At 56.1% G+C, this 22,916-nt stretch carries 21 protein-coding genes; 11 read left to right on the top strand and 10 right to left on the bottom strand.

Annotated features, from left to right (window positions below):
- Nucleotides 1-101: 101 nt before the first annotated feature.
- The 8 genes from rho to ACT3RP_RS04175 all read left to right on the top strand — a co-directional run bounded on the left by rho (nucleotide 102) and on the right by ACT3RP_RS04175 (nucleotide 6,969).
- Nucleotides 102-1,361, top strand: coding sequence for a transcription termination factor Rho (gene rho, locus ACT3RP_RS04210; protein ID WP_007111700.1), 1,260 nt, complete (start codon nucleotides 102-104; stop codon nucleotides 1,359-1,361).
- Between the two features lie 76 nt (nucleotides 1,362-1,437).
- A complete protein-coding gene (ubiD, locus tag ACT3RP_RS04205) occupies nucleotides 1,438-2,934 on the top strand; it encodes a 4-hydroxy-3-polyprenylbenzoate decarboxylase (protein ID WP_441683971.1) in 1,497 nt (498 codons plus the stop codon).
- Between the two features lie 57 nt (nucleotides 2,935-2,991).
- Nucleotides 2,992-3,732 (top strand): FAD-binding oxidoreductase, encoded by a 741-nt coding sequence (locus tag ACT3RP_RS04200; RefSeq protein ID WP_483393322.1) that lies wholly within the window; start codon nucleotides 2,992-2,994, stop codon nucleotides 3,730-3,732.
- A 212-nt stretch (nucleotides 3,733-3,944) separates the two neighbouring features.
- The gene (locus tag ACT3RP_RS04195) at nucleotides 3,945-4,112 is read left to right on the top strand and encodes a hypothetical protein (protein ID WP_441683967.1); all 168 of its coding nucleotides are present in this window, start codon (nucleotides 3,945-3,947) and stop codon (nucleotides 4,110-4,112) included.
- A gap of 136 nt (nucleotides 4,113-4,248) precedes the next feature.
- Nucleotides 4,249-4,407 (top strand): hypothetical protein, encoded by a 159-nt coding sequence (locus tag ACT3RP_RS04190; RefSeq protein ID WP_441683965.1) that lies wholly within the window; start codon nucleotides 4,249-4,251, stop codon nucleotides 4,405-4,407.
- Between the two features lie 2 nt (nucleotides 4,408-4,409).
- Nucleotides 4,410-5,597, top strand: a complete 1,188-nt coding sequence (locus ACT3RP_RS04185) for a 3-deoxy-7-phosphoheptulonate synthase (RefSeq protein WP_483393321.1) — start codon at nucleotides 4,410-4,412, stop codon at nucleotides 5,595-5,597.
- Nucleotides 5,598-5,665: 68 nt separating this feature from the next.
- Nucleotides 5,666-6,178, top strand: a complete 513-nt coding sequence (locus ACT3RP_RS04180) for a DUF3087 family protein (RefSeq protein ID WP_441683961.1) — start codon at nucleotides 5,666-5,668, stop codon at nucleotides 6,176-6,178.
- Between the two features lie 59 nt (nucleotides 6,179-6,237).
- Entirely contained in the window at nucleotides 6,238-6,969 is a 732-nt protein-coding gene (locus ACT3RP_RS04175) for an MliC family protein (RefSeq protein ID WP_483393320.1), read from the top strand.
- A 26-nt stretch (nucleotides 6,970-6,995) separates the two neighbouring features.
- Here ACT3RP_RS04175 and ACT3RP_RS04170 read toward each other — a convergent pair whose 3' ends face one another.
- A complete protein-coding gene (locus ACT3RP_RS04170; protein WP_483393319.1) occupies nucleotides 6,996-8,066 on the bottom strand; it encodes a metal-dependent hydrolase in 1,071 nt (356 codons plus the stop codon).
- A 129-nt stretch (nucleotides 8,067-8,195) separates the two neighbouring features.
- Here ACT3RP_RS04170 and ACT3RP_RS04165 point away from each other — a divergent pair, with 129 nt between their 5' ends.
- A complete protein-coding gene (locus ACT3RP_RS04165; protein ID WP_441671776.1) occupies nucleotides 8,196-8,636 on the top strand; it encodes a VOC family protein in 441 nt (146 codons plus the stop codon).
- A 52-nt stretch (nucleotides 8,637-8,688) separates the two neighbouring features.
- Entirely contained in the window at nucleotides 8,689-9,150 is a 462-nt protein-coding gene (locus tag ACT3RP_RS04160) for an META domain-containing protein (RefSeq protein ID WP_235041276.1), read from the top strand.
- A gap of 13 nt (nucleotides 9,151-9,163) precedes the next feature.
- Here the strand turns inward: ACT3RP_RS04160 and ACT3RP_RS04155 are convergent, their stop codons facing one another.
- From ACT3RP_RS04155 to ACT3RP_RS04120, 8 genes are all read right to left on the bottom strand, one after another.
- A complete protein-coding gene (locus tag ACT3RP_RS04155) occupies nucleotides 9,164-10,294 on the bottom strand; it encodes an FAD-dependent oxidoreductase (RefSeq protein WP_483393318.1) in 1,131 nt (376 codons plus the stop codon).
- Nucleotides 10,291-12,435, bottom strand: coding sequence for a dihydrolipoyl dehydrogenase family protein (locus ACT3RP_RS04150; RefSeq protein WP_483393317.1), 2,145 nt, complete (start codon nucleotides 12,433-12,435; stop codon nucleotides 10,291-10,293). The genes ACT3RP_RS04155 and ACT3RP_RS04150 overlap by 4 nt, the downstream gene beginning before the upstream one ends.
- 119 nt (nucleotides 12,436-12,554) lie before the next feature.
- Entirely contained in the window at nucleotides 12,555-13,190 is a 636-nt protein-coding gene (locus ACT3RP_RS04145) for a TIGR04282 family arsenosugar biosynthesis glycosyltransferase (RefSeq protein ID WP_441683951.1), read from the bottom strand.
- Nucleotides 13,180-13,842: a TIGR04283 family arsenosugar biosynthesis glycosyltransferase gene (locus ACT3RP_RS04140; protein ID WP_407647781.1), complete on the bottom strand. Its 663-nt coding sequence runs from the start codon at nucleotides 13,840-13,842 to the stop codon at nucleotides 13,180-13,182. The genes ACT3RP_RS04145 and ACT3RP_RS04140 overlap by 11 nt, the downstream gene beginning before the upstream one ends.
- A 25-nt stretch (nucleotides 13,843-13,867) precedes the next feature.
- On the bottom strand, nucleotides 13,868-14,500 hold the full coding sequence (locus ACT3RP_RS04135; RefSeq protein WP_096282148.1) for an ATP-binding cassette domain-containing protein: 633 nt from the start codon (nucleotides 14,498-14,500) through the stop codon (nucleotides 13,868-13,870).
- Nucleotides 14,497-16,176 carry an ABC transporter permease gene (locus tag ACT3RP_RS04130; RefSeq protein WP_483393316.1) on the bottom strand — a complete coding sequence of 560 codons (1,680 nt, stop codon included), beginning with the start codon at nucleotides 16,174-16,176 and terminating at the stop codon, nucleotides 14,497-14,499. Before ACT3RP_RS04130 ends, ACT3RP_RS04135 begins: the two co-directional genes overlap by 4 nt.
- 3 nt (nucleotides 16,177-16,179) lie before the next feature.
- Nucleotides 16,180-17,397 carry an ABC transporter substrate-binding protein gene (locus tag ACT3RP_RS04125; RefSeq protein ID WP_483393315.1) on the bottom strand — a complete coding sequence of 406 codons (1,218 nt, stop codon included), beginning with the start codon at nucleotides 17,395-17,397 and terminating at the stop codon, nucleotides 16,180-16,182.
- A gap of 56 nt (nucleotides 17,398-17,453) precedes the next feature.
- The gene (locus ACT3RP_RS04120) at nucleotides 17,454-18,497 is read right to left on the bottom strand and encodes an aminoglycoside phosphotransferase family protein (protein WP_483393314.1); all 1,044 of its coding nucleotides are present in this window, start codon (nucleotides 18,495-18,497) and stop codon (nucleotides 17,454-17,456) included.
- A 135-nt stretch (nucleotides 18,498-18,632) separates the two neighbouring features.
- Here ACT3RP_RS04120 and ACT3RP_RS04115 point away from each other — a divergent pair, with 135 nt between their 5' ends.
- A complete protein-coding gene (locus ACT3RP_RS04115) occupies nucleotides 18,633-19,943 on the top strand; it encodes a serine hydrolase domain-containing protein (protein WP_441683941.1) in 1,311 nt (436 codons plus the stop codon).
- A 114-nt stretch (nucleotides 19,944-20,057) separates the two neighbouring features.
- Here the strand turns inward: ACT3RP_RS04115 and ACT3RP_RS04110 are convergent, their stop codons facing one another.
- Nucleotides 20,058-22,904 carry a valine--tRNA ligase gene (locus ACT3RP_RS04110; RefSeq protein WP_096282143.1) on the bottom strand — a complete coding sequence of 949 codons (2,847 nt, stop codon included), beginning with the start codon at nucleotides 22,902-22,904 and terminating at the stop codon, nucleotides 20,058-20,060.
- Nucleotides 22,905-22,916 lie beyond the last annotated feature (12 nt).

The following is a 22,916-nucleotide window of genomic DNA, read 5'->3' as shown; positions in this document are numbered from 1 at the left end:
TTTCCGGGGTCTGAACGCATCACACGGCGTAACTGAAACGCCTCCTGTCTTATTCCCGGCGCCTAGCGCCCAGCTTCCATGAGCAATTTTCTAACACACCGATGAATCTTACTGAACTCAAGCAAAAAACCGTTCCCGAGCTCCTCGATATCGCCCGTGAAATGGGTATTGATAACTTGGCCCGTTCGCGCAAGCAGGACATCATTTTCGCCATCCTGAAAAAACACGCCAAAAGTGGCGAGGATATTTATGGCGATGGTGTGCTGGAAATTCTTCAGGATGGCTTTGGCTTCCTGCGTAGCGCTGACAGCTCCTATCTGGCCGGTCCAGATGATATTTACATTTCGCCTTCACAGATCCGTCGTTTCAATCTGCGCAAGGGCGATTCCATTTCAGGCAAAATCCGTCCGCCGAAGGAGGGTGAGCGCTATTTCGCCCTGCTGAAGGTCAGTCAAATCAACTTTGACCGTCCGGAAAACGCCAAGCACAAGATACTGTTTGAGAACTTAACACCCCTGTTCCCAGACGATCGCATGCGTATGGAGATCGGTAACGGCTCCACGGAAGACCTTACCGCGCGGATCATTGATCTCACCGCGCCGATTGGTAAAGGCCAACGTGGCTTGCTGGTATCGCCGCCTAAAGCGGGTAAAACGCTCATGTTGCAAAACATCGCGACCTCTATCACGCGTAACAATCCAGAGTGTCATCTGATCGTACTGTTGATCGATGAGCGCCCTGAGGAAGTGACCGAAATGTCGCGCACCGTGCGTGGCGAAGTGGTTGCATCGACCTTCGATGAGCCGCCAGCGCGTCACGTACAGGTGGCGGAAATGGTCATCGAGAAAGCCAAGCGTTTGGTTGAGCACAAGAAAGATGTGGTCATCCTGCTTGACTCGATTACTCGCTTAGCGCGCGCTTACAACACCGTAGTGCCTAGCTCCGGCAAAGTACTGACCGGTGGTGTGGATGCCCACGCGCTTGAGAAGCCAAAGCGCTTCTTCGGTGCTGCGCGTAATATCGAAGAGGGCGGCAGCCTGACGATTATCGCTACTGCGCTGGTCGATACCGGCTCTAAGATGGACGAAGTCATCTTTGAAGAGTTCAAGGGTACCGGCAATATGGAAGCCCACCTGGACCGCAAGCTGGCCGAGCGTCGCGTATTCCCGGCGATCAATATCCGTCGCAGTGGCACTCGTCGTGAAGACTTGCTGGCCTCTGAGGATGAAATGCAGCGCATGTGGATTCTGCGCAAGCTTCTCAATCCGATGGAAGATACCGCCGCGACCGAGTTCCTGATTGATCGTCTGAAAGACACCAAGACCAATCTCGAATTCTTTGAAGCGATGAAGCGCCGCTAGCGTGTTGTTCATATCAGCGCTGCTAGCGTTGAGTAGGACAAACGCCGCCGTGCAGTAGCCAGCCAGGGAGCGTGCCTTGAAGTACAAAGACTTGCGTGAGTTCATCGCGGCGTTAGAAGCCCGTGGTGAACTCAAACGTATCCACGTCGAAGTCGATCCTTATCTGGAAATCACTGAAATTTGCGACCGCACGCTGCGTGCCGGTGGCCCGGCGCTGTTGTTTGAAAACGTCAAGGGCCACGACATGCCGCTGCTGGGCAACCTCTTTGGCACGCCCAAGCGGGTAGCGCTGGGAATGGGGCAGGACTCGGTAGAAGCGTTGCGAGAAGTCGGCAAGCTGCTGGCGTTTCTCAAAGAGCCCGACCCGCCTAAAGGCTTAAAAGATGCCTGGGACAAGCTGCCGATTTTCAAGCAAGTGCTCAGCATGGGGCCCAAAAACGTCAAGCGGGCGCCGGTGCAAGAAGTGGTTTATGAGGATGACGACGTCGACCTGGGCCTGCTACCAATCCAGCACTGCTGGCCTGGCGACGCAGGGCCGTTGGTCACCTGGCCGTTGGTGATTACCAAAGGGCCGCATAAAAAGCGCCAAAATCTTGGTATTTATCGTCAGCAGAAAATCGGTAAAAACCGCCTGATTATGCGCTGGCTATCCCATCGCGGCGGCGCTTTGGATTTCTTAGAGTTTCAAAAAGAACATCCCGGAGAGCCGTTTCCGGTGGCGGTGGCTTTGGGCGCTGATCCGGCAACGATTCTTGCCGCCGTTACGCCCGTGCCAGATTCTCTTTCGGAGTATGCCTTTGCAGGGCTGCTACGTGGCTCGCGTACTGAGCTAGTCAAGTGCGGCCATGCGGATCTTGATGTGCCGGCATCGAGCGAAATCATCCTCGAAGGCTTCATCTATCCCGACGACATGGCAGCGGAAGGTCCCTTTGGTGACCATACCGGTTACTACAATGAGGTCGATCACTTTCCTGTCTTTACCGTCACCCGTATGACCATGCGCCGTGACGCGATTTATCATTCAACCTACACCGGGCGTCCGCCTGACGAACCGGCGATCCTTGGGTTAGCGTTGAACGAAGTATTTGTGCCGATTCTATGTAAACAATTTCCAGAAATTGTCGACTTTTATCTGCCGCCAGAAGGCTGTTCGTACCGCATGGCGGTGGTCACTATGAAGAAGCAGTATCCTGGCCATGCCAAGCGCGTAATGATGGGGGTCTGGAGCTTTCTGCGGCAGTTCATGTACACCAAGTTTGTGATTGTGCTGGATGACGACGTTGATGCGCGCAACTGGGAAGACGTTATTTGGGCCATCACCACGCGAATGGATCCCGCACGCGATACCGTCTTGGTAGAGAATACGCCGATTGATTATCTCGATTTCGCCTCGCCGGTCTCAGGCCTTGGGTCGAAAATGGGGCTAGATGCCACCAATAAATGGCCGGGTGAAACAGACCGGGAGTGGGGCACCCCCATTGTGATGGACGAAGCCGTTAAAGCGCGGGTGGATGATCGCTGGGAAGCACTTGGGATTGGCCTTGATTTGCCGCCCTCTCGCCACGGCGGTTAAACGTGCCGCGTTATAGTTGACCGAAATAGTTGACCGAATTTGCAAAAAGAGGCTTTCATGAGTGCAAGGACGTTGACTTGCCAAGTTACCGAAGTTGAGAACTTGAATCCCGATGTGTTTGGCGTGACGCTCGAAGGGCGCGCCGAAGCTATGCAGCATGCACCGGGCCAGTATTTAGAGCTTAAGTTAGACGATACCACCTGGGTGCCGTTTTCGATTGCCAGCTTCGATCGCGGGGATGGCATTGTTGAACTACATATTCAGCATTGGCCGGAGCGAAACAATTCCGTGCGCCTACGAGAGCTGTTGAAGGTCGCGAACCAACTAACGCTGCGATTGCCGGGCGGTGAATGCGTGCTGGATCGTCAAAGCCAGCGGCCGCTTATGCTCATCGCCGCGGGTACCGGCTTTTCACAGATGAAAGCCATGGTTGAGGCGGTGCTGCACGAACAGCCCGATCGGCAAGTATCGCTATGGTGGGCCGCACGCGAACACCGTGATCTTTATCTAGAACAGCTGGCCAGCCACTGGGCGCAAACGTATCCCAACGTTTCATTCCATGCTGTCACCGAGCTTCCGTTAGAGGAGCCGCTAGCGGCAGGAGCGCGGATTAGCCATCAGCAGGGACGTATTGATGATGCCCTGAAGGCCGCGGATATTGCCCCGCATGCGCATGATGTTTATTTATCAGGCTCGCCAGGCATGGTGTATGCCTGCCTGGACGTGCTTGAAAGTAAAGGCAGGCCATTAGAGCGCGTGTTTTCAGACGTGTTCGCCTATGCTCCACGGGCTAGCTAATATCCCAAAAATGATTTGTCTTAGGCCCGCTAAAGCTCTTTTCTAAGCCCTTTTTTAGCCCTGTTTGACTTGAAGGGCACTGCTTAGCTGCAAGCTTTTAGCACATGAGTATTGCCATTTGAAACGCTTGCAGGCAGGATAAAGTCATTACGCCACTGCGGCAGCCCTTAGGGCGATCGGTCAGGGCTCACCATTACCAACGGAAAATCAGCATGCGACGACTCGCCACGCCATTCACAGTTAAGCCCCAGCCGATAATGGCTGATGGCTTGCGTGTGAGCGTGGAAAGCCTTCAGCCAGCGCGTAGCGCTGAGCTGGCTAACAGCATTGCATCTTATTGGTATTGGTTTAGCCACGGTGTGCCCTTGGCCGACGTCTAACGTCGCGCTACCAGGCACACCACTCGGTTGCCTGCCGCAAGCACAGAAGCCCCGGTCGGTAACCCCGCCGGGGCTTTTGGCGTTTTTGGACGTATCTATAGTGATCGTCATCATTATTTCATTAAGGAGCGGCACCATGATTTATCGCGTACTGACTAACGCTTTTGCTATTGGCTTTGTGGGCTATTGCTATGGCTGGCGATTTAGTGGCGCGCGATCGGTGCTAGCTGCCACCTCCGATCGTGTTCGCCTGGGTGGTCACTTAGTCAATCGATGTACGATTACGGAGAGTTAATCATGAATGCGCCCATCAGTTCTGCTGTCAATAGCCCTGCAAGATCAAGTCATTCAAACCATAGCCCTTCAGAACATAGCCCTTCAGAACATAGTCCTTCAGAACATAGTCCTTCAGAACATAGCCCTTCAAAACATAGCCCTTCAAAACATAGCCCTAACGGCGATACGGCCTTCACCGCGCCGTCCGAAAGGCTGCCTACTCCCGATGCGCTTCGTCAGCGTGTTCCGCTTAATGACTCGCTACGTGAGCAGATTTCGCGCCAGCGTCACGCCGTGCAGCAAATTTTAAGCGGTCAGGATGATCGCCTGCTGGTCGTCGTAGGCCCCTGCTCGGTGCATGACCCCAAGGCGACGCTAGAGTACGCCGATCGTTTGGCCGCACTCAGCGAGCAAGTGGGCGAGCATATTTTGCCGGTGATGCGCGTTTATATCGAAAAGCCACGCACTACGGTGGGTTGGAAGGGGCTAGCCTACGATCCTGATTTGGATGGCAGCGGCGATATGGGGCGTGGCTTAGCGCTTTCCCGCAAGCTGATGCATGCGGTTGCAGCACGCGGTCTGCCGGTGGCTACCGAGCTTTTGCAGCCGATGCTGGCACCTTATCTGGACGATTTACTGAGCTGGGTGGCGATTGGCGCACGCACAACGGAGTCGCAGCTGCATCGCGAACTAGCCAGTGATTTAGCCGCCGCGGTGGGATTTAAAAATGCCACCAGCGGCGATGTACAGGTGGCGATTGATGCCATGGAGGCGGCGGCTCATCCACACCAGCGCTTCGCGGTTGATTCTCAGGGCCACCCTATTGTCCAGCAAGCAGCGGGCAATCCGCATACTCACGTCGTATTACGTGGTGGCCACGGTGAGCCCAATTACCAGGCGCATCACGTGCGTGCGGCCATTGCCGCGCTGCGTAACGCTGGGCAAAACCCGCGGCTGATGGTGGATTGCAGTCACGCCAATGCGCGTAAAGACCATCGTCGCCAGAGTGAGGTTATGCTGGATGTGTTGGCTCAGCGCCAGGCAGGCGAGGCCAACCTAGTCGCACTAATGCTAGAAAGCCATCTGTTTGAAGGCAAACAGCCATTAAAGCCCGGCGCAATGCGCTACGGTGTGTCGGTAACAGATGCTTGCATGGGTTGGGAAACCACCGAGCATCTGCTCAAAACGGCCGCGGAGCGTTTAGCTTAGCGCAAGAGCTTGTTTGCCCTGGTCAGCCCCGTATCATAAGAGCGTTTCCAAAGATAACGAGGCTGGCTATGGTATTTAACCTAGAACATCACGACCCTGAGGCTTACCGTCGCAAAGCTCGTATGATCAGCTTTGCCATGGCGGGGCAGCTGATTATTTTTGGTCTATTATTTTCAATGCTGCTGACCTCTACCTTTGGCAGCAGCCTGTGGCTCAACGTCTTAGGCGTTGTGCTTGGATTGCTGGCAACCAGCGCACTCTTTGCCGTGCTGCGTGAGCGCCCGTGGATGGCTGAGGTACGCTATGTTTGGCAGCTTAAGCATCAACTGTCACAAGTCAGCGGCTATCTTGCTCCGCTGCGGCGTGAATTCGAAGAGAACAATCGCACTGCGCTGGACCTACTGACCTTTTATCATCAGGGCATGGCGCAGTTAGCAGAGCTTAATGGACGTGCCGCCAATAGTGATCCAGAGCGTCTCGCCGAAAAAAACCAGCTTAAAATAAAGCGCGAAGAGCAGGGGTTGCCACCACAAGTAGAAAGTGTCGATACTCAAGACCTGCAAGCGTTCAAACGCGGGTAGGCACAACGCAAGCTATAGAATCCGTCCTACAGGGAACCCAGTACAATGAATCCAGTACAATGAACATGCTAACAACACGCGTATGGGCGTCGGTCGTGACAGGGCTGATGTTCGCCTTAACGGGCTGTGCAGCAACGCCTTCAGCCGAAACGGCCGTTGCTAACCAGGCAACGCTGGAAAACCGGGCACCTTTTCTACCGTCGGCGCTTTTTCCCGGCTCTGCACAGCAGTTTGAAGCTTGGCACTGCATGCCCGCTCAGCAGCACCTCGTCACCGCGACCAATGACAGCGACCTGCGCCTTTGGTCACTGCATGGTGCTTGGCGATTGCCTCAGGCGATTGTGGCCAGCGGCGCTCGCTATCAGGATGGTGAAATCAGCTTCTGGAATCGCGGTGACCAGGCGCGCGTGGAAACGCCACGGGGTCAGCTACAGTGCTCGCTTGCTGAGCAGCGTGATGCCTTAACCCGCGCTGAACGGCCCGGCGTCATGTTCTTTGGCCAGGGCAATGAGCCAGGATGGTCGATTGCGTTAGCCCACGACACGCCGACGCTAACGATTGAGCTCAATTATGGTGAGGATAAAATCCAACTGCCCTACATGGTCAGCGTGATGGATAACGAGGCCGGCCGAGTGGTGATTGAAAATGGCGATGTCGAGCCCTTCTTTCGCGTTCGCATTGAGGCGGGGGCCTGCTTCGATGACATGAGCGGCAAACCTTTCCCCGCCCGAGTCACGCTGACCTATGGTGGCGAGCAGTACAGTGGCTGCGGCCAGGGTATCGCTCCATAAGCCCTGCCCAATGCTCAGGCATTAACTTAACAGCGATAAGCCGTGGGCTCCGCTCGCCATGCATCCGCCACAAATTCGCTGGCGCATAGAGCGGAAGGGTTGCCGGTGGCGCGAGCGGCTAGACTTAACAGCGTTTGCATAGGCAGCTCACGCGTATTTTCTAGCTGCTCGGTTACCGCCACGGGTGTCCAGCCGCCATCCTCTAAGGTTGCGAGTGTAAAGCTAAACGGGTGAAAGCCTGGAAAGCCGAGCCTGACATCGGTGGCGATCAGCGTCTCTTTACCGTCCAGCAAGCGTGTCTCGTAGCGTAAGAACGGGCCGGCAAACCATGCTAAACGCTGGCCCTGCTGGCTAGCGAGGGCGGCCTGTTCTAACTCAGCGTTTCGATGTAGCGGCTCAAGATGTGGTGAATGCTGGCCATCAAACAGACTGACCAAACTTTCATAGTAGCGATCGCCGTCCACCAGCGTTACGCGCCACAGCGCGATACTGAACGGCGCTGGTTGGATAAGTAAGGGCGCATCTTCCAGGCCTTGTGCCGCTAGCACCGGCGCTAAACGATGCTCCACTGCGGTTTTGGCGCCTATCGCCATGATGAGGTAAACGCTGGAGATGGCTAATCCCCAGGTGCAGGCTTTAGCTATCCGCCTTGAAGCCAGGCCAATGCCGAGGGCAATCAGCAGGGGCAGCGTGTAGAACGGATCGATAATAAAAACGATGGGCAGCGCGGCTGGGGGTAGGTCCAGAGGCCACAACAGCTGGGTGCCGTAAGTGGTCAGCGAATCTAACAATGGGTGAGTGGTCAGCCCAAGAGTAAAAAGCCACCACCAGCGTTGAAAGGAGATATCGCGGGCAGGGGCAAAGCGTGTGCACAGCAGTGCCATTAGCGTGGCTAATCCGGTAAGCACAAACAGCGAATGGCTAAAGCCGCGATGCTCGGTGACATTGGCCACGGCATCGCCATAATCCAACACTACGTCAAGATCCGGCAAGGTGCCGAGTACTGCGCCAATGAGTAATGCTTTGCCGCCAAGGCGGCGTCCTAGCACTGCGCCGCCAATGGCAGCACCCAGCGCGGCTTGAGTGACTGAATCCACAGGTTTCTCCATCGAGTAAACCCAGTTAAGATAAACGTTATGGTGTCATTGTACAGCGTTGCAATGTTTTGGTCTTATCGTCACGCTTTTGTAAAGCATGGCTAAGATGAATTATTCACAGGAGTCGTTATGCAATATCTTCATACCATGGCACGGGTTAGCGATTTAGACGCGTCACTACATTTTTACTGCGACCTGCTGGGGCTCAAGGAAGTGCGTCGCAAAGAAAATGAGAAAGGCCGCTTCACACTGATTTTCCTAGCGGCGCCAGCGGACGAGCAGCGTTCAGAGCGGCTGACGGCGCCTGAGCTAGAGCTGACCTACAACTGGGACCCAGAAGAGTATTCAGGCGGGCGCAATTTCGGCCATTTAGCCTATCGTGTCGATGACATTTACGCGCTTTGCCAATACCTGCAGGATAACGGCGTTACTATCAACCGCCCGCCTCGCGACGGCTATATGGCGTTTGTTAAATCGCCGGATGGTATTTCGGTGGAGCTGCTGCAGAAAGGCGATGCGTTAGCACCCCAAGAGCCCTGGGCCTCTATGGAAAATAGCGGTAGCTGGTAGTCAATCTGCTGATCGTCGTTAAGCTTAATCGCTAGAGAAGGAATGGATCATCATGACCATGAAAGGTTGGCGTTTACTGCCGCTGCTTGCTTCGGCTGCGCTGTTATTGAGTGCTTGTAGCAGCACCCCGGGGCCGAGCTCAGCAACGGGAGGCCAAATGAGCGGCTCCTCGCTCTCAGGCCCTATCGTTGAGCAGCGCTGGAATCTATTGCTGGTTGGCACTGACGAGCGGCTGTCCATGTCGGAAACGCCCTATTTCCAGATTGCAAAGGACGGCAAGGTCAGCGGTTATGATGGCTGCAACCGCTTTACCGGCGAAGTGACGCTCGGCGATAGCCAGCGCATAGCGTTTAGCGAATTAGCGACAACCCGCATGGCGTGCCCCCAAATGGCCGATGCAAAGCGGGTAACGGATATGATGGAAACGGCCTATCGTTATTTAATTGACCATGATCGGCTGGTCTTTTTTGGCCCGGATAGCCGAGTACTCGGCGGCTGGCGCGAAGGCAAGTAGGCTGTTCTGAGCACTACTTATTAGGCGGATTGAAGCGTGCGATAAAGCGCGCATCAATCCGCTTTTTCCATTTCCAAACCCATCGGCCTGAGATGCCAACGTCACCATGGCTGCCAATGGCCCGGCCATCGCCGGTGCCAATCAGTGCCAGGACGCGCTTCGGTGGCTGCCAGTTGGTCAGCGGCTCACCGTGGCAAGCGCGGCGAAGGTTCTCCGCCAGGTGGGGGCCCATGCGCACCGCGTAAACGCCGGCGTTAGGTAGTGCTGGCGTTAGCGCTGCACAGTCACCGGCGGCAAAAATCCCCGGCTGATCGCTGGCTTCTAGCGTGTTGTTTACCCGAATAAAGTTATATTTATCCAGCGGTAATGCCGACTCTGCCAGCCAGCGATGGCCGACGGCGCCGGTTGCCCATAGCACGATATCTGCGCGAATCAGCATGTTGCAGTGAGTTAATACACCGCCGTCAACCAACGCGACTCCGCGTATTTGCGTATGCACACTAATACCCGCGCGTGATAGCGCACGCTGGGTTAGGCCGCGAGGCAGACGTCCCGCGCCGGGCAAAAGCCGGTTGGATGCGCTGAGCAGATGCCCCCGCCAGTCAATATCTGCACGCTGGTGGCGTAGCTGCGCCATCACGCTCATCAGCGTTTCGCAGCCTGCCGCGCCGCCGCCAATGCCGACAACGCGTTGAACGCCGTCGCTGGGTAGGTGCTGAACATGCGCCTGTAAGGCTTGCCAGCGTTCGTGTAGCGAGCTTAACGGGCGCATGGCCATCAGCTTGGGCAGCTGTTCGCCATGCTGCTGAGGTGGAGCGAGGGTGGAGCCGATATTGAACGAGGCAATGTCAAAATCAATCCGGTCGCCGTTTGCCAGCGTTACGTAACGCGATAACGTGTCGATGTGGCGAACGGAAGAAAGCAGCAGCCGTGCATTGGCGCGCTGGCACAGTGCCGCCACGTCGATCTGAGTCTCACGCAGCGTACATTCACCTGCTAGCCATGCCGGCACGCTACCTGAGTAAGCTGCTAAAGCACTGTCGCTGACAACGGTAATGGCAATGTTCGGGTCTGGCCGATTGGCAAACGCTTCCAGCACAAAGGCATGGGCATGGCCTGCACCGATCAGCAGCAGCTGTTTCATTTTCCGTCACCGCGACGCCAGTTGAAGTAGCGTTTCAATAGCGCCAGCACCCGCTCGGGTTTATGCGCATTTTTCCATACGCCTGCCGTGGCCTTGGCCGCCTCACCCAATGTAGGGTAGGGATGAATAGTGCCCAACAGCTTGTTAAGCCCCAGGCCATGCTTCATGGCGAGGGTAAACTCACCCAGCCACTCGCCAGCATTTTCAGCCACAATCGTCGCGCCGAGAATTTTATCTTTACCGGGTGCGGTGAGTACCTTGATAAAGCCTTGAGTGGCGCCTTCGGCAATGGCGCGGTCGCTCTCGCTCATCGCGTAGCGAGTGACTTCAAATGCAATACCCTTTGCTTCAGCTTCTTTCTCATTCAGCCCTACTCTGGCCACCTCAGGCTGAACGTAGGTGACGGCGGGCATAACGCGATAGTCCACCGCAAAGCTCTTGAATTCACCAAACAGTGCATTGACCGCTGCGTGCCATGCTTGATGTGACGCAGCGTGGGTGAGCTGATAAGGCCCGGCTAAATCACCGCAGGCCCAGATATTAGGAAGCCGCGTTTGCAGCCGCTCGTTAAGCTCCAGCGTGCCCGCTTGAGTGGTAGTGATACCCAGCGTTTCTAACCCCAAGCCCTCAACGTTGGCTTGGCGTCCTGCACTCACTAATAGATAGTCAAAGGCGAGCAGCGTGCGTTCGCCTTGCTGCTCAACGACCAACTGGTAGCCAGCGGCATCATTCATCACTTCGAACGCCTTGGTATGGGACAACACCGTGACGCCTTCGCCAGCCAAGGTGTTTTCAATCAGTTCACCAACGTCATGGTCTTCACGCCCCAGCAGCTGGGCAGCTTCTTCTACCAGCGTGACGTGGCTGCCCAGGCGAGCAAAACTCTGGCTCAGCTCGCAGCCAATGGCACCACCCCCCAGTACAACTAGGCGCTTGGGTAGCTCCGTGAGCGACCAAAGGTTTTCTGAGGTTAAAACGGGGGCGCCCTCAATGCCCGGCAGGGCTGGAATACGTGGCCGTGCCCCGGTGGCCAACACGATATGGCGGGCAGTCAGCGTTTTATCGCCGACCTGGACTTCCCACGGCGAGATGAGCGTGGCGTGATTTTCATGCACTTCCACGCCTAAGCTGCTGTAGCGCTCTACGCTGTCGTGGGGTTCGATATCACGAATTGCCTGATGAACGTGCCCCATCACCTTGGAAAAATCGATCTCGGGTTCGCTGGCGCTGACGCCAAAGCGTGACGCGGTGCGAATCTCATGGGCTGCGCGGGCGGCGCGTATCAGCGCTTTAGACGGTACGCAGCCGGTATTCAGACAATCGCCACCCATCTTATTTTTTTCCACTAGCGCCACTTTGGCGTTCACGGCGCTAGCGATGTAGCTGGTGACCAGCCCCGCTGAGCCTGCGCCAATCACCACAATGTCATAATCAAAGCGCTGGGGGCGGGTGAAGCCCTGGTAGGCCTTGCGTTGCTGCACTAATAGCACGATGCGCCGGGCAATCCAGGGGAAAATCGCCAGCAGCGCAAACGAGGCTAACAGCGTCGGGGAAACGATGCCGCCCAGGCTCTCAAGCTCACCCAGCTGGCCACCGGCATTGACGAAAACCGCCGTGCCCGGCAGCATCGCAAGCTGGCTCACCCAGTAAAACGTCACGGTTTTAATCCGCGTTAGCCCCATGACCAGGTTGATCATGAAAAATGGAAACACCGGCACAAGGCGTAGCATAAAAAGATAAAAAGCGCCGTCGCGCTCAACGCCACGGTTTACCGCTTCAAACTGGCGCGGAAAGCGTTTTTCAATCGGTTGGCGAAATAAAAACCGTGAGAGTACGAAAGCTAACGTCGCACCCAGCGTGCTGGCAAACGAGATAATTAGCAGCCCCCAGCCCAAACCAAACAGCGCACCGCCAAGCAGTGTGAGCAGCGTGGCACCCGGTAGCGAAAGGGCGGTCATCACCACGTAGACGGCAAAAAAGAGTCCCGCCACCTGCCATGGATTTTGATTAAACGCCGCTTGAAAGTCGCTTTGGTACGCCTTAAGGGTTTCTAGCGTGAACCACTGGTGGGCACCGCTCAGAAAAAACACGCCAATGGCAATGACCAGTAGCGCGGCAAGAATCAAACGTTGTCGGGTCACGATAAGCTCCAGGGGCAGGGGGAGGGAGTAAGCATGCTGTGTTTAACTGCTTTTATATTGCGTTTAACTGCTTTTATATAAAGAGGGAGATTCACTCAGTGAGAACAGAATCCGTTTCCTTACACGGAAAGCGCTAACGCTTTCCAGCGCTGCCAATCTTCTGGACGGTCTACATCCCAGATGGTTGCCGGATAAGCGGCCTGCAGCCCCATCGCCTCAATACGCTGCTGGGTGGTTTTCAGCACGGTGTGGGTTCCCCAGGGGATGTCGGTAAAGAGTGCAGGGTAATCTTGCTGGGTGCCGACAAAACCGTAGCCGCCGTCTTCCGCGGGTAAAATGACCACATCGTAGCGGGCGAGCTGCTGTGCACAGGTGGTAATCAGCGCACTGGTAATACTGGGGCAATCACTGCCCATCAGCATGGCGGGCCCCGGCGTACTGTTGAGAGCCTGGCGAACCCGAGTGCCTAGATCGCCGTCCGGCTGAGGGCGTAACGCCAAGCCGTATTGATTGTGCAACTCAATAAATAGCGGGTGGGTGTGGTCAAGCGCCGTCCATAGCGTAATCTGCTCAGCGGGCAGTGCCCCGCAGGCGTTGGCAACACAGTGGCGCACCAGTTCAGCGTGTGCATTGGCCGCACCGCTTTCTCCCAGCAATGGTGCCAAGCGCGTTTTTGCCTGCCCAGCAAGCGGCGCTTTGGCCAGCAGGTGCAAATGAGGCAGCGGTTTGCGCTGAATAGGCATCTTAGCGGGCATCGCGATATTCCTTGGCAAGCTGAGTGGCGCTAACGCCGCGCCAGTAGCGATAGCGCAGCCGCCACATCAGGCAGATGGTTTTCAACGCGCCGTGCTGATCCCAGCGTCTGCCTGAGCTTATCACTTTTGCCGTTAGGCAGGCGGGAGGCGATGCGCGAGTGAGCCGCTTACACAGCTCAATATCTTCCATCAGTGGCTGCTCGGCAAAGCCGCCCATGGCCTGGAACGTGCTGGTGCGTACAAAGATGCCTTGATCGCCGGTCGCGATGCCGGTGAGCCGCGAGCGCTTATTCATCATCCAACTCACCACGGGTAGCCAGCCACTGTGGCCGTTAAGCTGAATATCAAAGCGGCCCCAGGCATGGGTTGTTAGCGCTTGGGCTATCTGCTCCATGGCGCCCTCGGGCAAGCGAGTATCAGCATGCAGAAACAATAGCGTAGGTGCACTCGCCTGCTGTGCGCCCACGTTCATTTGCGTCGCCCGGCCGGCCGGACTGTTGAGTAAATGGTCTGCCAGCGGCCTGGCGATATGAACGCTGTCATCGCTGCTCCCGCCATCAACTACGATGACCTCGATTTGCTGAGCCGCGTTCGGTGTGCGCAGTGGTTCCAACGCATTCTTAATGCTGGCGGCTTCGTTCAGCACCGGCATTATGATGCTGAGCCGAGGCAGTTGTTTAGCCAAGCTCAATGACCGGCCCTCCTGCAGCGTCGGCATCAGCGCGGTCGTGGGTAACCAGCAGTGTAGGCAGGCCAGCCTCGCGCAGCTGGCCAAATACCAGCGAGCGCGTCTCCTGACGTAGTGCCGTATCCAATTTTGAAAACGGCTCATCCAACAGTACTGCCTGCGGCTTCGAAAGCAGCAGGCGCATTAAGGCTACCCGTGCTTTCTGGCCACCGGAAAGGGTGGCGGGATCGCGCTTTTCAAAGCCTGCCAGGCCTACCTGTTCAAGGGCATGCGAGATTTGCCGGTGTTTATCGTTACTCTGACGAGGTAGCCCAAAGCGTAGGTTGCCGCCGACGCTCAGGTGTGGAAACAGCAGTGGATCTTGAAACAGTAGCCCGATACCACGCTTCTCGGCGGGCAGTGTGTCCAGGCGCTGTTCATCCAGGTAGAGCTGGCCCAAGGCAGTGAAGGCGGGTGACAAAAAGCCCGCCAGATAAGCCAGCAGGGTGGACTTGCCCGAGCCGGAAGGGCCCATCACGGTCAATACGTCGCCCGGTGGTATCACACGGTCGATAGCGAGCAGCATCTCGCTCTCTAGCGAGATAGTCAGTTGCTTGATGTGAAGCCTGGGATTGGCGTTCATACCACTCCTTGCATAGTGCGCCGTTTCGCCCACACCCATCGCGGGATCAATAAAGCGAGGCTAAAACCGATAAAGGGCAGCAGCGCTTGCAGTAAGGCAAGCACCGCGATGAGGCGCCGATTGCCCCCAGAAGCCATGGCTACCGCTTCGGTAGTAATCGTAGGAATACGCCCGCCGCCCAGCAACAGCGTGGGTAAATACTGGCTGATACTGACCGCTAAGCTGACCGCGCAGGCGGTGAGCAACGGGGCCAATAGCAGCGGCAGGCGCACCTGCCAGAACGCACGCCATGGCCCTACTCCAAGGGAATGAGCGACCTGTACCCAGCGCGGGTCAAGACGCCGATACGCTTCAGAGAGCGATAAGTAAAGATAAGGCGCCACAAACAGTAAATGCGCCACAATCACTAATGCTAACTGGGGGCGAATACGCATACTCTCCGCCGCGACGACTAAGCCAAATAGAAAGGCGACCTGGGGAACGATAAGCGGTAAATACAGCAGCCACTGGGAGCGGCTAACCGGCAAGTGGTGACGCACAGCGTTCTCAAGCGTTGCCACGACCAGTACGCCAGCAATGAGCGTTGAGGCAAGTCCCACGCTTAGCGTATTCATCAGTGGTGTTATCACACTCGGCAAAATGCGTTGCCAGTGATCCAGCGTGAAAGTGCCAGGGAAAGCATCAGGAAAGCGCCAAAAACCGGCGAGCGAAAATACGACCAACCCTCCTATCGCGCTGATGACCAGCAGCGTTGTCGTTGTTAACAGCATCCGGCCGCTAATGGCGATAGTTGTAGAGCCAGCTTTCCTGGCACCATTCACGAGCCAGTAATGGCTGAACCGCCTGATGCACTGTTCACCCAGCCACCAGGTTAATAGCGCCGCCAGAGTGACCCCAAGCTGCAATACCGCCCCTGCAGAGGCCATATAGCGTCGATCCAAATTCGGATCATTGAACCAGCTAAGAATCGACACGCTAAGGGTTGGCGGCAGTGTGGGGCCGAGAATGAGCGCCATATCGACAACCGACGTGGCATAGGCGATCACTGCATACACCGGCAGCCGAATCAGCGGGTAAAGTGAGGGCAGTACGGTTTTTAACCAGGCAATCGTGGGCGTATAGCCCAGAGAGCGCGCCATCATTAAGCGCTTTTCTGCGCCTAGCTGGGGGAGGGCTGCAAGGCACATCAAGAGTAAAAAAGGCACTTCTTTAAGCATCAGCCCGGCCATCAATGAGAGCCCCCAAGGATCATTGACGATCAACACATCCGGTGGGCGTTCCCAGCCGGTCAACCCAGGCGATATCCATCGTACAAACAGCCCAGACGGAGCGATAAGAAACGCTAAACCAAACGCCACTGCCGCATGAGGAATCGCTAGTAGCGGCGAGACCAGTCGTCGAATGCTGCGGTCTAACCAAGTGCCACGGTTGGCCGCCAGGAACAGTACCACGACGCTAAGCGCTACCAGGGTGGTGATCAGCCCACTCGCATAGCTCAGCAGTATTGAGCGGTGAAGCCCTGGGTACGCCCAAAGAGTCCGCCAGGCATCAAAGTGAAAGGTTTCACCGCCCAGTACCGGCAAATAGCCAAACGCCGGAAGGATGACCATCGCAAGGCCCGCCGCTAACGGCACCACCAGCGCGCTTATCAATACCCAGGGCGCCAGAAAAAGCATGGCTTAGTTCACGTAGCGTTGTTGCCACGCGTCAGCGAGGGCATCCACCCAGCTGGGATGCGGCTGGCCGAGCACTTCACCAAGCTCGCTAGGCGGGAGTGTGGCAATGCCTAGGTCAATATCATCAAACAGTGCGCGCTCTTCGTCAGTGAGCTGCTCCATCGCTAATACAGTGCCACTGCCCCACACTTCAGGATCGTGTTTTTCCGCCTGAGCCTCGGGGGACATCAGGTAGTTGGCCACCACCATGGCTCCCGCCTTGTGCTCGGCGTTATAAGGAATTGCCATAAAGCTCATATTGCCGATCATGCCGCTGTCGTGAACATAGCTGCGTACCGTTTCGGGAAGCTCATAGTTGGCGATAGCGCCCGATGCTTCCGTGGCGCTGAACGAAAGGGCAATGCCAATTTCGCTGTCGCCCATTAAGCCGCGTAAATCGGCGCTATTAGAGGGGAAGGCCCTGCCCGAACGCCATAACTGTGGATGAAGCTCGTCTAGATACGCCCAAAGAGGTGCGGTGGCCTGGTCAAAGTCGTCTGTTTGCATCGGTTCATAGAACAGATCTGTGTTGTCGACTAGCTCCAGCAGGGCCTGGGTAATAAACGCATTGCCCAGGAAGTTAGGCACCTGTGGGTAGGTAAACTCTCCAGGGTGTTGCTTAGCCCAGTCCAGAAGCTCTGGCATGTTGTGAGGGTGGTCTTCTACCAGCGCTGTATCGTAATAAAACACTACCTGGGAGCTGCTCCAGGGGGACTCTAGCCCGTCGACGGGAATCGTCCAGTCGTAACGCACGGCAGGCGTATTGTCTGGGTCGGTAAGCGGGTAGTGGGGCAGTGAGTCCGCCCAAGGCCCGAACAGTAGGTCGCTGCTTTTCATCGCGGCAAAGTTCTCGCCGTTAATCCAGATCATATCGACGCTGCCTGCGTCGTCATTGCCCGCCTGTTTCTCTGCTAAAACCCGTGACACCGATTCTGACGTATCGCCTAGCTTGACGTGAACTAGGTCGATGCCATAAAGCTCGTCAACTTGCTGTGCCACCCACTCGATATACGCATTGGTACGTGCTTCGCCGCCCCAGGCATTCCAATACACGGTTTGGCCTTCAGCTTGCGCCGTTACGCTTTGCCAATCGTTGGGATCGGGGTTGGCCATGGCAGTAACAGCCATGGGCATCATCGCCATGGCAATAGTGGCACGAAAGGAATTACGGTTCATCGGCATCGCACACCTCGTGGGGACTGATATTTTAGGATTGGCAATAGAAAAAGCGTAAAGCGCTACAGGGAGGCCTGTAAGCACTGCAGCTCGCTGTGAACATGGTCAATAATGGGTAAGGATAGATAATGCTCAACGCGATCACGGACGTGCTCAATGACGGCCGCATCGGTGAGTTCCGCCGACCAGTCTTCACCGCGCTGTTGGGCATCCTTGGCGTTTAAGTGCTGGGCTCGCCATTTGGTGCACCATGTCAGCGACCAGAGCCAGGTGGCGCGACGACAAGCGACCAAGGTCTCTGCACTGGGTGTTTCGACCATGGCGGTTTGCCAGCGGCGGTAAAACGTAATCACCTCGCCCAGCGACAGTACCGCTTGGCTATTGATATCCCACGTAGTCGAGGTATAAAGCGAGGTATGCGCAAGATCAATGCCCGGTAAACCATAGCGGCACTTTTCCAAATCCACTAAGACAGCGCGGCCATCGTCACGGATTAAAAAGTTGCCAGGGTGAGTATCAAAGCTAATGAGCGTAGGCGTGGCATCGCGCAAGCGGGGCGAGAGCATATCCAGTTCTTGCTGAATGCGTTGCGTGACTTTGCTTGAAAGCTGGGCATCACTCAGCCAGTTAGCCTGCTGGCGCACTTCAGTGACCATTGCTTGCCACGGGTCGTCAGGCGCAAGCAGCGGTTTTCGCGCCGCGAGACTGGGCAGCGGTTGGCGATGCAGGCTCGCCAAGGCATCCGCAATGGCGGGTAGATCATCCGGCAGTTGGGCTAAGCGACCACGGATAGCCTCGACCAATAGCCCGCCGCGTGGCAGGGTATCGCTGGGTGGCAAGGTGCCATAAAACCTTGGCATATGACCACCTGGGCTAGCGCGCTGATAACAGGCGGCTTGGTAGGCCAGGTTTTCTTGTGGTGGCAGGTTCATTTGGCTCTGCTTTGGCAGTCGTGCCACCCAGTCGTCACCATCGCTGCGGTGAACCCATACGTGATCGTGAGCAAGCCCGGTATCCGCCATCGGCGATAGCTCGCGGTACGAAATCCCTGCCCGCTTAAGTTCGCTTGCCAGCGCCTCTAGTCGCGCCTCGATAGGTGTCGGCATAAAGCAGTCCGTGTCGTTGCTGAATCAGCGATGCTAGTAAGTCAGAGTTTTGAGACTAACCTTACACGGTTGGTAAGAAAAAGTAGTCAAGCTGCGATAGCAGGACGCAAAATACAACATGCTAGGAGAACCGAGATGCTGAATATCACATGGGTACAGCTCACGCCCATTAATCGTAGTTGCCGAAATGCTCTGCAAGAAAGGGCGATAGAACGTCGGAAGCGCTGGTGCATGCTGGGTGTTTTGCCGATCTGCCTGCTACTTTCCAACGGCGCGATTGGCGCTGAGTATCGTCACGCCGAAGAGCCCATTGGCGACGTGGAAGACGTCTACAGTGGCCACTTAACGCCGGATATGGCCGTCAATACGTTTCGTAATATCGATCGATTGTTCCCTTCGCGGACCATTGCCGCTGGAGAGTCTCCTCGCCCTTTGCCGACCTCTGATGCTTCTTTGGAGGGACTCTCCGTTGAGAGCGATGATAAAACGTATGATCTCTATGACTACCTGGCGTTGAACAGCGTTGCAGGTCTGTTGGTCATGAAAGATGGCGACGTCGTTTATGAGACTTACCAACGGGGTAACGATGAGAATACGCGTTGGATGTCGATGTCTGTGGCCAAATCTATCTCCTCAACGCTTGCGGGCATGGCAATCAAGGATGGCCTGATCGAGAGCCTCGATGCCCAGGTGGTGGACTACGTGCCAGCACTGGAAGGCAGTGCCTATGACGGCGTCAGTCTGCGCGACATCCTTATGATGTCATCGGGGGTCGCCTGGAACGAGACCTATACCGATGTGAGTTCGGACCGCCGGGAATTGTTGCGTGCCCAGATCGCCCAGACCCCGGGTGGCGCCATGGAGGTAATGTCAGAGCTGCCACGAGCCGCTGAGCCCGGCACGATCAACAACTACAGCACTGGTGAAACGCAGATTCTTGCCGAGTTTATCCGCGGCGCTATCGACAGGCCCTTGGCGGAATACCTTTCGGAGAAACTGTGGCAGCCCTACGGCATGCAAAGTGATGCGACCTGGTGGCTTGAGTCGCCGGATGGCGTAGAAATTGGCGGCAGCGGTATTGGTGCGACGCTTCGTGACTATGCCCGCTTCGGCCAGTTTATTCTCGACGACGGTGTCATCGATGGCGAGAGCTTACTGCCTGAGGGGTGGGTGGAGGAGGCGTCTACGCCCAAAACATTGGAAGGCGGCGATGACTTAGACTACGGCTACATGTGGTGGACCGGCTGGACTCCGCAGTCTCGAGAAGACCAGGCATTTTCTGCGGTGGGCATTCAAGGCCAGTACGTCTACATCAATCCGGCCCACAATATAGTCATCGCCCAGAACGCCGCCGAGCCCAAACCCGTGGGTAAGGAGGTCGTTGACCCCATGGTGTTTTTCGACGCTATCGTTGAGCACTTGGATGACCAGCAAGAAACACCGTAAGCAACTCAGTGCTAAAGTAACTCAGTACTAAAGCCAAAAAAGCGGCGCGCCCATTCAAAGAGGGCGCGCCGTTTTCAATACTAGGCTTAGCGTTTTCAGCGCGCCCGAATAGCCTTACAACGCCTCGATCTTCACCTTTTGCTCTTCCAACAACTGCTTGGTGGCTTGGAGTTCCGCGAGTTTGCAGCGCTCTTTGTCGACCACGGCAACCGGCGCCTTCGCGATAAAGCCGTCGTTGCCGAGCTTTTTCTCGATGCCGTCGATGAATTTATCCTGCTTTTCGATCTCTTTGGCTAGGCGGGCCAGCTCGGTATCTTTATCGATTAAGTCTGCCATCGGTACCAGCACTTCCATATCACCCACAAGCTGCGTGGCGCAAAGCGGTGCGTCGTTGGGGTTTTCAAGCCAGCTAACGCTTTCCAACTTGGCGAGTTTAGACAGGAAGTGACGGTTGCTTTCCAGACGTTCGATGTCCTCGGGCTTGCCTTTGGTGAGCATCACGTCGAGTAGTTTACCGGGGGAGATGTTCATCTCGGCGCGGATATTACGCACGGCAATGATGACGCCTTTCAGCCACTCGATATCCAGGCTTGCCTGATCGTCGATTTTGCTTGCGTCGGTTTCCGGCCAAGACTGCAGCATGATCGACGCACCTTCACCCATAAACACGCCCGCCAGCGGCGCGACGCGCTGCCAAATCTCTTCGGTGATATAGGGCATCATCGGGTGGGCGAGGCGCAGAATCGTTTCGAGTACGCGCACCAGCGTGCGGCGGGTGCCTCTTTTCGCTTCTGCAGTGGCATTTTCGTCCCACATCACCGGTTTGGAAAGCTCCAGATACCAGTCGCAGTACTCGTTCCAGACAAATTCATACAGCGCTTGTGAGGCGTGGTCGAAACGATATTCATCCATCGCTTTAGTGACCTGAGACTCAACCTTCTGCAGCTGCGAAATAATCCATCGGTCGGCCAGAGAGAGCTTAACGTCACTGCCGTCTATCCCGCAATCTTCGCCTTCGGCATTCATCAGCACATAGCGCGAGGCGTTCCACAGCTTATTGCAGAAATTGCGGTAGCCATCCAAGCGGTTCATATCAAACTTGATATCGCGCCCTGTGGTGGCTTGGGAGAGGAAGGTAAAACGCAGCGCATCGGTGCCGTGAGCTTCGATGCCGTCTTTAAATTCGTCCTTAGTTGCCTTGGCAATGGCCTTCGCCTGCTTCGGCTGCATCATATTGCCGGTGCGCTTGTCGAGCAGTTCATCCAAGGTGATGCCGTCGATCAAATCGATGGGATCGAGTACGTTGCCCTTGGATTTGGACATTTTCTGACCCTGACCATCACGCACTAGACCGTGCACATACACCGTTTTGAACGGCACCTGCTTGGTGAACTTCAGGGTCATCATGATCATCCGAGCAACCCAGAAGAAGATGATGTCAAAGCCGGTGACCAGCACGCTGGAAGGATGAAACGTCTCAAGCTCAGGCGTTTGTTCTGGCCAGCCGAGAGTGCCGAAGGTCCACAGGCCCGAGCTAAACCAGGTGTCGAGCACGTCTTCGTCTTGGGTAAGCGTCACGTCGGCACCAAGGCCGTGCTTCTCACGTGCTTCTTCTTCGCTGCGGCCAACGTAGATATTGCCTTCGGTGTCGTACCACGCTGGAATGCGGTGTCCCCACCACAGCTGGCGGGAGATACACCAGTCTTGCAGGTCGCGCATCCAGGCGAAGTACATGTTTTCGTAGTTCTTGGGTACGAACTGAATATCGCCGTTTTCCACCGCTTCAATGGCAGGCTTGGCGAGAGATTCCACTGCCACAAACCATTGGTCGGTGAGCAGCGGTTCAATCACGTCACCTGAGCGATCGCCATGGGGCAGGGTGTTGTTAACGGCTTCTACCTGCTCCAGCAGGCCAAGTGCATCCATGTCCGCAACGATTTGCTTACGCGCTTCGAAGCGATCCAGGCCGGCGTACTTGGCAGGCAGGCTGGCATCTTCGTCAGGATGAGGCTGACCCTTCAGGTCAAAGATTTCTGCGCGTTCAAGGATCGCCGCATCTTTGGAGAAAACGTTAATCAGCAGGTGGTTATGCCGTTTGCCGACTTCGTAATCGTTAAAGTCGTGGGCGGGGGTAATCTTGACGCAGCCCGAGCCTTTTTCTATATCCGCGTGTTCGTCGGCCACTATCGGAATACGCCGACCAACCAGCGGCAGCTCAATAAAGGTGCCGATCAATGAGGCGTAGCGGGCGTCGTCTGGGTTCACGGCTACACCGGTATCACCGAGCAGCGTTTCAGGACGGGTGGTGGCGACTACCACGTAGTTTTTGCCATCAGCGGTTTGCACACCGTCTGCCAGCGGGTAGCGGAAATGCCAGAAGCTGCCTTGCTGCTCTTTGTTTTCTACTTCTAAATCAGAAATGGCGGTGTGCAGCGTCGGGTCCCAGTTGACCAAACGCTTGCCACGATAAATCAGCTTTTCTTCGTGAAGACGAACAAATACTTCTTGTACTGCTGTGTAGAAACCGTCGTCCATGGTGAAGCGTTCACGGCTCCAATCTACGCTTGCGCCCATGCGGCGCAGCTGGCGGGTAATCTGCCCGCCTGACTCTTCCTTCCATTCCCACACTTTATCGATAAACGCATCACGGCCTAAGTCGTGGCGGGTTTTGCCCTCTTCCGCGGCGAGTTTACGCTCCACCAGCATTTGCGTGGCGATACCGGCGTGGTCGGTGCCTACCTGCCACAGCGTGTTGTTACCCTGCATCCGCTTCCAGCGCGTCAGGGTATCCATAATGGTGTCCTGGAACGCGTGGCCCATGTGCAGGCTGCCGGTGACGTTAGGCGGGGGGATCATGATCGAAAAAGGCGCGCCCTTACCGGAAGGGGCGAAACGGTTGTCGGCTTCCCAGCGTTCGTACCAGCGGGTTTCGATCTGCTCGGGTTGGTAGGTCTTTTCCATGGGAGTCGGCTC

The organism is Halomonas sp. AOP5-B2-8 (assembly GCF_052376475.1).
In the GTDB taxonomy this organism is placed as follows: Bacteria; Pseudomonadota; Gammaproteobacteria; order Pseudomonadales; family Halomonadaceae; genus Vreelandella; species Vreelandella casei.
This window is presented reverse-complemented; position numbering and strand designations above follow the sequence as displayed.